The organism is Cognatishimia sp., from assembly GCF_964229375.1.
Classification (GTDB): Bacteria; Pseudomonadota; Alphaproteobacteria; order Rhodobacterales; family Rhodobacteraceae; genus Cognatishimia.
On record NZ_CAXREH010000021.1, the window covers coordinates 1 to 12,782 of the forward strand.

Genomic DNA, 12,782 nt, shown 5'->3' on the forward strand with positions numbered 1-12,782 from the left:
ACGTCAAACACCACTCCGCGAAACGGATGTTTCCGATGTCGGACAACTTGTCCTAAGTGATATTTTGCACGCGTGGTATTCATAACAGTCAGCCCCTACCCGCCCACTTTATCGCCTTCAAGAGGGCACTGTCCATTTTTAGGTAAATTTTCGGCGGAAACACACTGTCTCCCGCGCCAGCGCGTTAACTCTTGGGAAAATCGCCAAATGTGTTGCACTACAACACTTTGTTACGCGGGTTTTCGCCAATTTTGTTTCCATATGAAGGACAGGTTTGGTAGATTAGTTCCAAACAAAAAACACATAGCGAGGGGCCGATGAGCAGATTCTTTCGCGCTTTGATCATTTTAATGGTTGTCGCCTCGTGCGGCAGTCGTGGCGACAATACTGCGCCGCGCAATTTGGATAATGCCTGTTCGATCATCAACGAACGGCCGCATTATGCACGCGCCTTCCGCAACACCGAGCGGCGCTGGGGCGTCCCTGCGCATGTGCAGATGGCGGTGATTTATCAGGAAAGCAAATTCAAATCCCGCGCGCGTACGCCGTACAGATATGTATTGGGCGTGCTGCCGATGGGTCGAGCCAGCTCTGCCTATGGCTATGCGCAGGCCGTGGATGGCACCTGGGACGAATACCGCCGCTCCGCAGGCCGCTGGAGCGCCAAGCGCGACGACATTGGCGATGCGACCGATTTCATGGGCTGGTACATGAAGAAATCCGAAACGGGTCTGGGCATTCCGCTTTATGACGCGCGCAACCAGTATCTTGCCTACCACGAAGGCCGAACCGGATTTAAACGCGGCACCTATCGCAACAAGGACTGGCTGGTGCGCATTGCGGGCGAAGTGGCCTCACGCGCCAATATGTATGAACGACAGCTTGCAAGCTGTCGTCGGTACCGTCGCGCCTAACGGTTTTCCTCAGGCACCAGCTCGAGGATCATGCGCTGGATGTTGAAGAAATTGTTGTCGATTTCGACGTCCTGATCAAACGCGTCCAGCGCCACCATCGTGTTGCCGCCATGCGCATCAAACGTGACCCACCCTTTAAGAGAAACAGGGTCTGAGGTGAACCGCAGCTGGATCGAGCCGTGTTCCGGTCGTTTGGGATCCATGGCTTCGACCCAGGTATGGCTGCCGTCAAATCCGTGCCCCACCACCATCTTTTGATCGGTCAGGTCCACATTGCGTTCCAGCAACAACCAAAGTGGCGTACGGCGCACCGGATAGCGCTCGGGTGGCTGGTTGGATTTCTTGTCAAAGATCGCAAGGCTGCCGCCAATCGCCATCAACAACCCCGCGTCCGGCGCGTCATATTCCAGACGGATGCGCCCCGGGCGTTTCAACCACAACTGACCGGTCGAAATCGAATTGTCCCAATTGATCTGGGTGAATGTGGTCTCAACCGTCTTCAGGCTATTGAGATAGGCCGAAAGCTCTTCCAGCGACAACGGACGCTGTTCCACCTCTTCGATTTCCTGCGCGAGGGAGGCAAGCGGAAGCGCTGCAGAGAGCGCGGCTGCGAGAATAAGGCTGCGTCTGTTCATACGTTCAATCTATGTAAAAAAGGTGCTGGAAAAACCCCGCGCCTTTTCAGGTTTCCGTGACTGCGGCAAAAACTCGCCGCCCTAGTGCTCGGGCACAAGAATTTCGCGTTTGCCGACGTGGTTCGCCGACGAGACAACGCCCTCGTCTTCCATCTGCTCAACCAGACGCGCGGCTTTGTTATAACCAATCGCCAGCTTCCGCTGAATGTAAGACGTCGAACACTTGCGGTCTTTGATGACGATCGCGACCGCCTGATCATAGAGCGCATCTTCGCCGCCGGTGTTGCCGCCCAGACCAAGCACGGCGTCGATATTGTCGGCCTTCTCGTCTGCAGGTCCGTCAACCACACCGCCGACGTACTCAGGCTCGCCAAAGGACTTGAGGTGGTTCACGATTTCCTCGACCTCTTCGTCACTGACGAAGGGCCCGTGGCAGCGCGTGATTTTCGCACCACCCGCCATGTAAAGCATGTCGCCCATGCCCAATAGCTGTTCTGCGCCCATTTCGCCAAGAATGGTCCGGCTGTCGACTTTCGATGTCACCTGGAAGGAAATCCGGGTCGGGAAGTTCGCTTTGATCGTGCCGGTGATCACGTCAACGGATGGACGCTGGGTGGCCATGATGATGTGAATGCCCGAGGCCCGCGCCATCTGGGCCAGACGCTGGATACAGGCTTCGATTTCTTTGCCAGCAACCATCATCAGGTCCGCCATTTCGTCTACGACGACGACGATATAGGGCATCTTGACCGGTTGGATCTCTTCGGTTTCAAAGATCGGCTCGCCAGTTTCGTCGTCAAAGCCCGTCTGGACGGTGCGTTCAAACATCTCGCCTCGGTTCAGAGCATCTTCGACGCGGCTGTTATAGCCGTCGATGTTGCGCACGCCCATCTTGGACATCTTGCGATAGCGATCTTCCATCTCGCCCACGGTCCATTTCAAGGCAACAACCGCCTTTTTCGGATCCGTCACAACAGGCGACAACAAATGCGGAATGCCGTCATAGACGGACAGTTCCAGCATTTTCGGGTCGATCATAATCATCCGGCACTCTTCCGGAGTCAGCTTGTACAGCAGGCTCAGGATCATTGTGTTGATCGCAACCGACTTACCAGAGCCGGTGGTCCCCGCAATCAACAGGTGAGGCATCTTGGCAAGGTTGGCGACAACAGGATCGCCCCCGATGTCTTTACCCAAGGCCAATGGCAGTTTCCGGTTGCCCGATTCATACTCGCGGCTGGACAGGATTTCGCGGAAGGCCACCATTTCACGTTTGTCATTCGGCAGCTCGATCCCGATCACAGACCGGCCCGGAACGGTGGACACCCGCGCAGACAAGGCCGCCATAGAGCGGGCGATGTCGTCGGCCAGACCAATCACACGGCTGGCTTTCAAACCGGGCGCTGGCTCTAGTTCGTACATGGTGACAACGGGGCCCGGGCGCACCGAGACGATTTCGCCTTTGACGCCATAGTCATCCAGCACCGTTTCCAGCATCCGCGCGTTTTCTTCGAGCGCTTCGTCGCTGAGGTGGTGACGTTCAATAGTCTCTGGGCTGGTGAGCAGGTTCAACGGCGGCAACTCATAGGCCTGCGCATTGTCCTCAAATGCCAGCTGAGGCTGGGCCTCGGCCTTGGCACGCGCCGATGGCTTGGTGACTTTGCGTGTGTGCTGAACCACTTTCTTTGGCTCGCTGACAGGCGCCTGCGGCGCGGTGCGCTGCACAGGGATTGGCGCAACTGGCACTTCGACGTCCTCGACCAAAGGTGTTTCTTCAACCGCATCGACAGGAGCCATTGGAATGTCCAATGTCGGCTCTGCCTGCGGCATCGCCTTCGCGGTCAGCGGAGGTTCAGCCCGAAACCCGGTGTCCGCAGCCGGTGTCATCACTGCCTGTTCCTGTACCGGAACGGGTGCAGCCGCAGCTTGGCGAGCCAAGTCCAGATCCGGTGCATAGACATGCTGGCGATTGCGCAGGCGCGACTTCACCACATCCGCGATTTTCTCTTTGATGCGGTCTTCGCCCGGCATGGCTTCGACATGCGCCACGGGCTCGACCTGAACCAACTCTGGTTCAGGCATCGGTTCGGGGCGTTTGACCAGACCGGGTACGCGGGACAACAGGCTGGGCTTTTCTTCTTCGACATAAAGCTCTTCGTCGTCATAGACGACTTCATCACCCATCGCTTCGGCCCAGCTGTTTTGCTGTATCGCAGCCTGATGCGCATCTTTGCGATCCTGACGGCGGGATTGCACCGCCTGCGCTGCGGAAACAGCGCCATTCGCGCCACGACCCAGCACGGTCAGCAGGGTCGCATAGGTCATGATCACGCCGACAATCAGGAATTTGGTGCCCACACGCAGCTCGGGCGCGGTGACGCCCATGACAAACATCAGCAGCAGCAAAGCCGCCACACCAAACAGCACCGACATCAGCTTAAGACCAATGGCCGCGCTGATCGGCAAAACATTCAAAACGGCGCCCAAAATAGTATCGCCAAACAGACCGCCCAACCCAAATGCATGGGTCCAGCCTGCGCCCGGCACCAAAGTGGCCGCATAGACAGATGCAACAGCAATAGCAATCGGCGCAAAGATCACGCGGCTGAGTGCCTGCTCTTCGCCAAGGTGGAAGGCAAAGCGCATCCCCCAGGCAATCGCGATCAGCGCAATTGCCCAGCTGCCACCGCCGATGATCATAAAGAGAGGGGCTGCCAGCGATGCGCCAAAACGGCCAAGCCAGTTTTGCACCGGAGCGTCCGTCGCGCTCATCCAGTTGGGATCGTCAGGCGTGTAGGATCCGATCATCCCCGCCGCCAAAAGCCCGACCACAACCAGTGCGATCCCGATCAGCTCTTTGCCGCGCCGTTCAATCGCCGCCTGCATGTCGCTGTCAAAAAGTGGATCCCGACCTCGTGCCTGATACGCCATCTTTACCCTCAATCTTCTTTATAAAGACAATCGCGCAGCGTTCTCAGCGCGGCTTCAACGTCTTTTATTGGGGCCACCAGAGCGACCCTTATATAGGTTTTGCCGGGGTTCTCCCCGTTCACGTCCCGACTTAGATACGCGCCCGGAAGCACGCGAATGCCGGTCTCTTTCCACAGTTTCAAGGCTGCGGTTTCGCCGTCTTCGACGGGCAACCAGAGGAAAAATCCTGCCTGTGGGCTCATATAGCCCGGCAGCCCCTGGAAAATCTGATCTGCAACGTCGAATTTTTCCGCATAAAGCCGGCGGTTCTCTTCGACGTGGGCTTCGTCGGCCCAGACCTTCTCTGCAACACGCTGCAACGGCAGGGGCAGAGGCGCTCCGGAATAGGCGCGAAGCTGTTTGATACGTTGGATGCTTTTTGGGCCACCCGCCACAAAGCCTGAGCGAAGCCCCGGCAGATTAGAGCGTTTAGAAAGCGAGTGAAAAATCAAAACCCGTTCGGGATCGGCGCCCATCTCGGTGGCCACTTCCAGCGCCCCTTTTGGGGCAGCATCGCGATAGATCTCGGAATAGCATTCATCCGCAAAGATCTGGAAATCGTGCTTTTCGGCCAAAGCAATCAGATCACGCAGATACGCTTCGCTGGCCACGGCTCCTTGCGGGTTTGAGGGCGAGCAAATGTAGGCAATCGCTGTACGGTCCAAAACGTCGCCCGGCAGGGCGGCATAGTCTGGCAGAAACCCCGTCTCGGCAGGGGCTGGCACAAATTCGATATCCGCGCCGACAGAAATGCCTGCGATCATATAGACCTGATAAAACGGGTTCGGCGTCAAAATGACCGGTGCTGCGCCGTTTTTCGTTTCAGGGCACAGGGCCATCGCCGCGTTGTAAAGGCCCTCACGTGTGCCGTTCAGAACCATGATCTGCTGGCTGGCATCCACCGACACATTGAACCTGCGTCCGATCCAATCAGCGATCGACGTCAAAAGCTCGGGAGAACCGTCATTGGGCGGATATTTGTTAAATCCCGCCATATTGTCGGCGAGGATGTCTTTGATCCAATCAGGGAAGGCATGTTTCGGCTCGCCGATTGTCATATGGACAACGGGTCCACCGGGTTCATGCACGTCCAATAGGGCGCGCAGACGCGGGAACGCATAAGCCGGAAGGTTCGAAAACCGCTCGGGAAACATATAGAACTGCCTCGTTTGTCGGGATCATTTTCGTCCCGTTAGGGACAATGTACCGAATTTTACCCCTCAGGTCCAGAAAAACAACGCGACTCCAGACGCTTGTGGCTTGCGCGCAAGCCGCACCAAGGCTGACCCGCGGCGGAGCGGTTGGGACGTAGCGTTGTCCACGTAATGGCGGCCGAGATCATCTGTGTGGACCAGATTGCGCAATAGAAGCCTCAAAGCTGCCCCATAGGGGCGGGTCAGCTTTCGCGGCGGCCTTGCGACCATGATTTCGTGCTGACTATTTTGCCACTTCCAGCGCCTGTTCAGCTGCAGCGGTCACACGCAGCAAACGCTCTTCCTCAAACGGAGCACCCAGGAACATGATCCCGCAGCTGGGCACGCCTGTCGGCAACGTCACACCGCACAGCCCCATCAGATTCCCGATACGTGTATTGCGCAAAGCCAACAGGTTTTCCTGAACGTAATAGTCCTTGTCGGTTTCCAGACGATGCACTTCAGGCGGCAAAATAGGCGCAGTCGGGCAGATCACCGCATCAAATCCAGCCACACGCGCGCTCCAGACCTGCCGGATCGCATGCAGCTCGTCCCATGCGCTGACATAGTCTGCACCAGACACCTGACCGCCCGCGCGGAACCTGTCCAAAATCTCGGAGAACATCAGATCCGGGTTGGCTTCGATCTGATCGCGCCAAAGACCATAGGCTTCGGTCGTGAACAACACACCAGACAGCGCCATCGCCCGCTCTAGTTCGGGGATTTCGATATGAACGACACTGGCCCCCGCATCCCTGAGGACATCGACCGCATGTTCAAACCCACGCGACGGGCCCTCACGCAAATCCTGCATGGCCACCGTGTCCAAAATAGCGAACCGCCGCCCCTTCAGGCTTGCGCGGCGCAGATCCACCGGCGACCCGCCCTCCAGCAACGCCAGCGCCAGGGCCGCATCCTCGACAGAACGGCACAAGGGCCCGATTGTGTCGAATTTTTTGCACAGCGGCACCGTGCCCGTGTCGTCCAGACGCCCCCAGGTGGTTTTCAGACCCACCAGATCATTCCAGGCCGACGGGATTCTGACAGAGCCGCCGGTGTCAGACCCAATCGCCAAAGGCGCAAGATCAAAAGCAACAGAGGCCGCGGCCCCCGAAGATGACCCGCCAGGCACCGCGTTCTTGTTGTTGATACACGGCGGAGTCGCGGTGATTGGGTTCAAACCCAAACCAGAAAACGCAAGTTCAGACATATGCGTCTTGCCCAAACATACCGTTCCAAGCCGTGTTGCGGTCTGCAGAACTTTGGCGTCTTGCGCGGGCACCCTGTCTTTCAGCAGGGCAGAGCCTGACTCCGTGGCCACGCCTTCGGAATCAAACAAGTCTTTCCAACTGACAGGCACCCCATCCAAGGGCGACAGACGTTCTCCGGCGCGGGCCCGTTCTGCGGCGGCTTCGGCCTCGGCCATCGCGCGGTCATGGGTCACGCGTGCATAGATCCGGTCGCGATGATCGCTGCTGTCGATCGCGCCCAAAAATGCCTGTGCCAGAGCCACAGGATCAATCGCGCCATCCCCAATGCCCCGCCCTAGCTGCGCGGCACTCATCTTGAGCCACTCGAACATCTCGATCCCCTTTGAAAATTTTCTGAACGGTAGCGGCCCTTGGGCGCATGGACAATCCCGAAGTGAAGCGCATATTGAAAGGCAATGACGCACGATTTTGATATCCTGATCGCGGGCGGAGGCCTGAACGGCCCGGCCCTGGCTCTGGGACTGGCCCAAGCCGGCTTTTCGGTGGCCATCGTGGATGCCCGCCCACAGAGCGCACGCGCCTCTGATAACTTTGATGGCCGCAGCTATGCCCTGGCGCTGGCCTCGCAACGCCTGCTGCGCGCGCTTGGCGTCTGGGACAGCGTCGCCGCCAATACGCAACCCATGCTGGACATCAAAGTCAGCGACGGTCGCGCTGGCGAAGGGCCTTCGCCTTTCTTTCTTCACTTTGATCATGCTGAGATCGAGGAAGGCCCCATGGGCTATATGTGCGAAGACCGCTTTCTCTACCGCGCCTTCCAAACGGCTCTGGCCAAAAACGATGCGATCACGCAGATCAACGAGACTTCTGTTGTCGATCAAACGGTGGATGTGCAGGGCGTCACGGTTACGCTCACCTCTGGCGAGACGCTGACCGCTAAGCTTCTTGTCGGCTGCGACGGCAAACAAAGCGGTGTGGCGCAGCGCGCTGGCATCAAACGCACCGGCTGGGCCTATCAACAGACCGCGCTGGTCTGTGCCATCGATCACGCGCTGCCCCACAATGGCGTCGCGCATCAGTTCTTTATGCCCCCCGGACCGCTGGCCATCCTTCCCCTGCCGGGAAACCGCAGCTCTATCGTCTGGTCTGAAACCAAAGAAAACGCCGCCGCAATTCACGCGCTTGACGACGAAGATTACCTCGCCGTTCTGCGCCCTCGGTTTGGCGACTTTCTCGGTGAGATCTCGCTGGCCGGCGCGCGGTTCACCTATCCGCTCGGCCTGAGTGTTGCGAACCACTTTGTCGCGCCTCGGATTGCTCTGGTAGGCGATGCGGCCCACGGTTTGCACCCAATCGCAGGTCAGGGTCTGAACGCCGGTCTGCGCGATGTGGCCGCGCTGGTGGAAACTCTAAGCGATGCAGCTGCGCGTGGCGAAGATTTTGCCGCCATCGACGTTCTGGAACGGTATCAGCAGTGGCGGCGCTTTGACACGTCGACCCTGGTTGCCGCGACGGATCTGTCAAACAAACTGTTTTCCAACGACAACCCGCTTCTGCGCCTTGGACGTGATTTGGGAATGGGCGTTGTGAACGCCATCCCCGGACTGCGCCGCAGTTTCATCCGCGAGGCGGCTGGCCTGACCGGGGATTTGCCCCGTTTGATGCGGTAAATGGCTTAGGAGTCCAGCTCGCGCGCTTCGCCGACCAGCATGATCGGAATGCCGTTGCGGATAGGATAGGCCAACCCGGCCTTGCGTGACACCAGCTCTTGCGCGTCGGCATCATATTCCAAGGTGCTTTGGGTGCGCGGGCAAATCAGAGCCTCAAGCATATGCGGGTCAAATGGCTGGGCGTCGCTCATTGAATCAAATCCTCTTGCGTGCCGCCTCGTAGCGCAAATTCCATCAAGGTCACAAGGGTTTCCCGCCGCGTCGTCAACGACGGTGCCTCAAGCAGCGCCTGTTTGTCCTCGGGCTGAAACTCCAACATCATCGACAGGGAATTGATCAGCAACTCGTCGTCCGCCTCTTCCAGATTGTCCCAATCTGTCGACAGCTGACGGCTCTCAAAAAATCTTTGCAGCAGCAGCAAGAAACTCTCGCGGTCAAAACTGCTGTCTTTCTCAACCCCGCCCAAATCGCGCGAGAAATCCTGCCAGTGCACCTGACAGCGTCGATAGGGTTGAAAACCAGACAGTTCCTGCTCGACCCGAAACCGAGAAATCCCGGACAGGGTGACCATATATCGCCCGTCTTCGGTTTCAGAAAACTGTGTGATGCGCCCGGCACAGCCGATCTGATGCAATGCATCCTCACCACCGTGACCATGCACCGCGGGCTGGATCATCGCGATCAGCCGATCTCGGGTTTTCAGCGCATCATCCAGCATCGCCAGGTAACGCGGTTCGAAAATATGCAATGGCAGTCTTGCCCGCGGCAGCAACAGCGCCCCGGGCAACGGGAAAATCGGTACGATTTCAGGAAGGTCCGCAGCTTTGAACATACGCAAGAGCTTAGCGCGGTTTCCGATTTAGGCAAATATCATCGACGACAGTTTGCGACGCCCGTTCAGCACCACCGGATCGTTGGGCTGCAGCGCATCAAAAATCGTGAACAATTGCGCCTTGGCTGCGCCGTCGTTCCACTCGCGATCAAGCCGGAATAGATCCAAAAGCGTGTTCACAGCCGCCTCGGCATCGCCCGCCGCGTGCTGGGCCTGTGCCAGATCAAGACGCGCCTGATAATTCTGCGGATCTGCCTCAACCTGCGCCATCAACTCGGCAACCGGCCCGGCATTTTCCGCCTGACGCGCCAGTTCGATCTGCGCAAACACCGCTTCGATTTCCTGAGCATCAGCGATGTCCGCCGGTGCACCGTTTAGCACGGCCTCGGCCTGATCGACTTCGCCCAACGCCAGATGAGCCCGCGCCAACCCGCCAAAAGCGGCTGCGCTCATGGGGTCTTCGCCCAAAATCGCCGCAAACGTCTGCGCCGCATCTGCGGCATCGCCAGCTTCCAGCATTTCCTCTGCCGCAGCCAGCGCATCCGCGAGCCCGCCATCGGCTGATCCACCGGATTGCTCGACAACCCGCGCAACAAAAGCATCTATCTCAGACGGCGGCACAGCGCCCTGAAACCCGTCGATCGGCTGCCCCTGATAAAACGCATAGACCGTCGGAATGGACTGAACCCGCATCTGACCCGCGATCATCTGGTTTTCGTCCACATTGACTTTTGCCATAGTGACCGCGCCCTTGGCCTTGATCACGGCCGCCTCAAGCGCCGGACCAAGGGTCTTGCACGGCCCGCACCAAGGCGCCCAGAAATCCACGATCACAGGCGCCTGCATCGAGGCCTCGACCACGTCTTGCATGAACGTCGCTTCCGATACGTCCTTAATCAGATCGCCTGCAGGGGCGTCGCTACCTTGTCCAAGCTCGAGCATTGTCCGGCTCCATTTTCTTCCAGTGCGCCTTATATGGCGTTTCCCGCGCGCGGTGCCAAGGGCGCTTCCAGTTATTTCTCTTGCCGAAAATATCCCGACGAGAGGCCCAAGGCCTCGGGGCGGAGCCCCCTATTATCAGACGTCAAAGGTCGCAAAAACCGGCGCGTGGTCGCTGGGCTTCTCCCAGCCGCGCGCATACCTCAGAACCCGACTGGAATGACCCGCATTGGCGATATCTGGCGTTGCCCAGACGTGATCCAACCGCCGCCCTTTGTCCGCAGCGTCCCAATCCTTAGCGCGATAGCTCCACCAGCTGTAAAGACGCCCCTCGGGAATATCCTTGCGCGTGATATCCACCCAGCCACCGGCATCCTGAGTTTCAGCCAGATGTTCGACCTCGATCGGCGTGTGGCTGACCACTTTCAAAAGTTTCTTGTGATCCCAGACGTCATCCTCGCGCGGCGCGATGTTCAGATCACCGACAAGGATGGACTTTTCAGGTTTCTCAGCGTGAAACCAGTCACGCATGTCCGTCAGATAGTCGAGTTTATGGCCAAATTTCTCGTTCTTCTCGCGATTTGGCTCGTCGCCGCCCGCTGGGACATAGAAATTCTGAACAGTCACTCCGTTCTCGAGCCGACCCGCCACATGACGCGCATGCCCAAGACCAGCAAAGTCCTTATCACCTGCGTCGACCATCGGGATTTTGGACAGGATCGCCACGCCGTTATAGCCCTTCTGTCCTCGGGCAACCATGTGGGTATAGCCGAGCGCCGCAAAGCCTTCGGTCGGGATCTTGTCGACCGGGCTCTTGCATTCCTGAAGGCACAGAACGTCGGGCGACTCTTCCTTTAGCAGCTTCAACACAATCGGTTCGCGCAAACGCACAGAGTTGATATTCCAGGTTGCAAGCGTAAAGGACATGGCGTGGTTCTCATGGTTAAAGGTATGCGCACTCTAGCCAGCCGCACGTGACCGCGCCACGCCAATCCGCAGCCCTGCTGACAAAAACAGGGCACAAAAAAAGGTCCGGACAAAATCCGGACCTAGTCCAACAGGGAGGTGCATATCTTGACCCGGATATGCGCGGTATCACCAAAAAGTTGTATTCACTCTCTCATAAGATAGTGAAAACTGTCAATTCCACCATACATCCGCGTATTTAATATTTCGCAAACGCGGTGATGGAACATCAAGCAACCAACCGATATCCACCTGATTCCGTTACCAGAAGGCGCGCATTCGAGGGATCAGGCTCGATCTTCTGACGCAGGCGGTAAATATGGGTTTCAAGCGTATGTGTGGTCACGCCCGCGTTGTATCCCCACACTTCATGCAACAGAACATCGCGTGCGACGACACCATCTGTGCTGCGATAGAGGAACTTAAGGATGTTGGTTTCTTTTTCCGTCAGACGAATCTTGCGATCTTCTTCGGTCACCAAAATCTTCATTGCGGGTTTGAATGTGTATGGCCCAAGCGTGAAGACAGCGTCTTCGCTTTGCTCGTGCTGACGCAACTGCGCACGGATGCGAGCCAGAAGCACCGGGAATTTGAAAGGTTTGCTGACATAGTCATTGGCACCTGCGTCCAGACCCAGGATCGTGTCCGCGTCAGTGTCGTGACCCGTCAACATCAGGATCGGGCTTTTGACGCCCTGCTTGCGCATCAGGCGGCAGAGTTCGCGGCCATCTGTGTCAGGCAAGCCAACGTCCAGAATGATAAGATCATAAAGACCTTCTTTGATGCGCCCCATGGCCTCTGTGCCATTGCCAGCCTCGAACACGTCGAAGTCTTCGGTCATCACCAACTGTTCAGACAGCGCCTCGCGCAGGTCTTCGTCATCGTCTACAAGCAGTATTTTCTTGAGCTGAGCCATCTGGTCCTCCTCATTCCGTTTCCAAAGACTTGAGACCGTCTGACAATTTTCTCAAGGTATGCTGCAAAAACCTCACGTGCTCGTGTAAATCCGGTGGGATTTGTTTCACAATACGACAAAAGATCATTACATCTGCCGCTCAAAACGACCGAAAGTACCTAAATGAGTTTCGCTCCAAACATCCTAGAACTCGTCGCGCGGGCCCGTTCTGACCTCAGAATGGGGGTTCCTGTTATCATGACAGGCGAGGGTCAGGCGCTTTTGGTGGCTTCGGCAGAAACGCTGTCTGAGGAACGTTTGACGGATTTTCGCGGTCTGACATCCGAGCTGGTTTTGGTCATCACCGCGCGTCGCGCCGAAACGCTGAAAGCACGGGTTTACGACAAAGACATCGCCCGCGTGCGCATGCCAGCGGACGCCACAACGCGGTGGGTGCATTGTGTTGCGGATCCCTCAGATGACCTGATGATGCCGATGAAAGGCCCGCTTGCCGTCGACCGTGACGGTCCGGTCAGCCTGCATCAGACGGCCATTTC

At 57.6% G+C, this 12,782-nt stretch carries 12 protein-coding genes and 1 pseudogene; 3 read left to right on the forward strand and 10 right to left on the reverse strand.

The window, feature by feature from the left end; all coding sequences use genetic code 11:
• The coding region (locus ACEQWH_RS01660; RefSeq protein ID WP_370227713.1) for a hemimethylated DNA-binding YccV-like domain-containing protein at window positions 1-83 on the reverse strand (83 nt) is incomplete at its 3' end.
• Window positions 84-317: 234 nt separating this feature from the next.
• Between ACEQWH_RS01660 and ACEQWH_RS01665 the strand changes: the two genes are divergently transcribed.
• Window positions 318-914, forward strand: coding sequence for a transglycosylase SLT domain-containing protein (locus ACEQWH_RS01665; protein WP_370227693.1), 597 nt, complete (start codon window positions 318-320; stop codon window positions 912-914).
• On the opposite strand, the gene ACEQWH_RS01670 is transcribed toward ACEQWH_RS01665, so the two are convergent.
• The 4 genes from ACEQWH_RS01670 to ACEQWH_RS01685 form a co-directional block, all read right to left on the reverse strand.
• Complete coding sequence (locus tag ACEQWH_RS01670; protein WP_370227695.1) at window positions 911-1,549, reverse strand: outer membrane lipoprotein carrier protein LolA; 639 nt, start codon at window positions 1,547-1,549, stop codon at window positions 911-913. The genes ACEQWH_RS01665 and ACEQWH_RS01670 overlap by 4 nt on opposite strands.
• 81 nt (window positions 1,550-1,630) lie before the next feature.
• Complete coding sequence (locus ACEQWH_RS01675; RefSeq protein WP_370227697.1) at window positions 1,631-4,480, reverse strand: DNA translocase FtsK 4TM domain-containing protein; 2,850 nt, start codon at window positions 4,478-4,480, stop codon at window positions 1,631-1,633.
• Window positions 4,481-4,488: 8 nt separating this feature from the next.
• Window positions 4,489-5,673, reverse strand: coding sequence for an aminotransferase class I/II-fold pyridoxal phosphate-dependent enzyme (locus tag ACEQWH_RS01680; RefSeq protein WP_370227699.1), 1,185 nt, complete (start codon window positions 5,671-5,673; stop codon window positions 4,489-4,491).
• A gap of 283 nt (window positions 5,674-5,956) precedes the next feature.
• Complete coding sequence (locus ACEQWH_RS01685) at window positions 5,957-7,294, reverse strand: amidase (RefSeq protein WP_370227701.1); 1,338 nt, start codon at window positions 7,292-7,294, stop codon at window positions 5,957-5,959.
• 84 nt (window positions 7,295-7,378) lie between these two features.
• Between ACEQWH_RS01685 and ACEQWH_RS01690 the strand changes: the two genes are divergently transcribed.
• Entirely contained in the window at window positions 7,379-8,593 is a 1,215-nt protein-coding gene (locus ACEQWH_RS01690; RefSeq protein ID WP_370227702.1) for an FAD-dependent monooxygenase, read from the forward strand.
• A 5-nt stretch (window positions 8,594-8,598) separates the two neighbouring features.
• Here the strand turns inward: ACEQWH_RS01690 and ACEQWH_RS01695 are convergent, their stop codons facing one another.
• From ACEQWH_RS01695 to ACEQWH_RS01715, 5 genes are all read right to left on the reverse strand, one after another.
• Window positions 8,599-8,784 carry a Trm112 family protein gene (locus ACEQWH_RS01695; RefSeq protein WP_370227704.1) on the reverse strand — a complete coding sequence of 62 codons (186 nt, stop codon included), beginning with the start codon at window positions 8,782-8,784 and terminating at the stop codon, window positions 8,599-8,601.
• Window positions 8,781-9,425, reverse strand: coding sequence for an LON peptidase substrate-binding domain-containing protein (locus ACEQWH_RS01700; protein WP_370227706.1), 645 nt, complete (start codon window positions 9,423-9,425; stop codon window positions 8,781-8,783). The genes ACEQWH_RS01695 and ACEQWH_RS01700 overlap by 4 nt, the downstream gene beginning before the upstream one ends.
• Window positions 9,426-9,452: 27 nt before the next feature.
• Window positions 9,453-10,367, reverse strand: coding sequence for a tetratricopeptide repeat protein (locus ACEQWH_RS01705; RefSeq protein WP_370227708.1), 915 nt, complete (start codon window positions 10,365-10,367; stop codon window positions 9,453-9,455).
• Between the two features lie 135 nt (window positions 10,368-10,502).
• On the reverse strand, window positions 10,503-11,291 hold the full coding sequence (locus tag ACEQWH_RS01710; protein WP_370227709.1) for an exodeoxyribonuclease III: 789 nt from the start codon (window positions 11,289-11,291) through the stop codon (window positions 10,503-10,505).
• 268 nt (window positions 11,292-11,559) lie between these two features.
• Entirely contained in the window at window positions 11,560-12,246 is a 687-nt protein-coding gene (locus ACEQWH_RS01715; RefSeq protein ID WP_370227711.1) for a response regulator transcription factor, read from the reverse strand.
• 162 nt (window positions 12,247-12,408) lie between these two features.
• On the opposite strand from ACEQWH_RS01715, the pseudogene ACEQWH_RS01720 reads away from it, so the two are divergent.
• A pseudogene (locus ACEQWH_RS01720) lies at window positions 12,409-12,782 on the forward strand (GTP cyclohydrolase II); the annotation flags it as partial.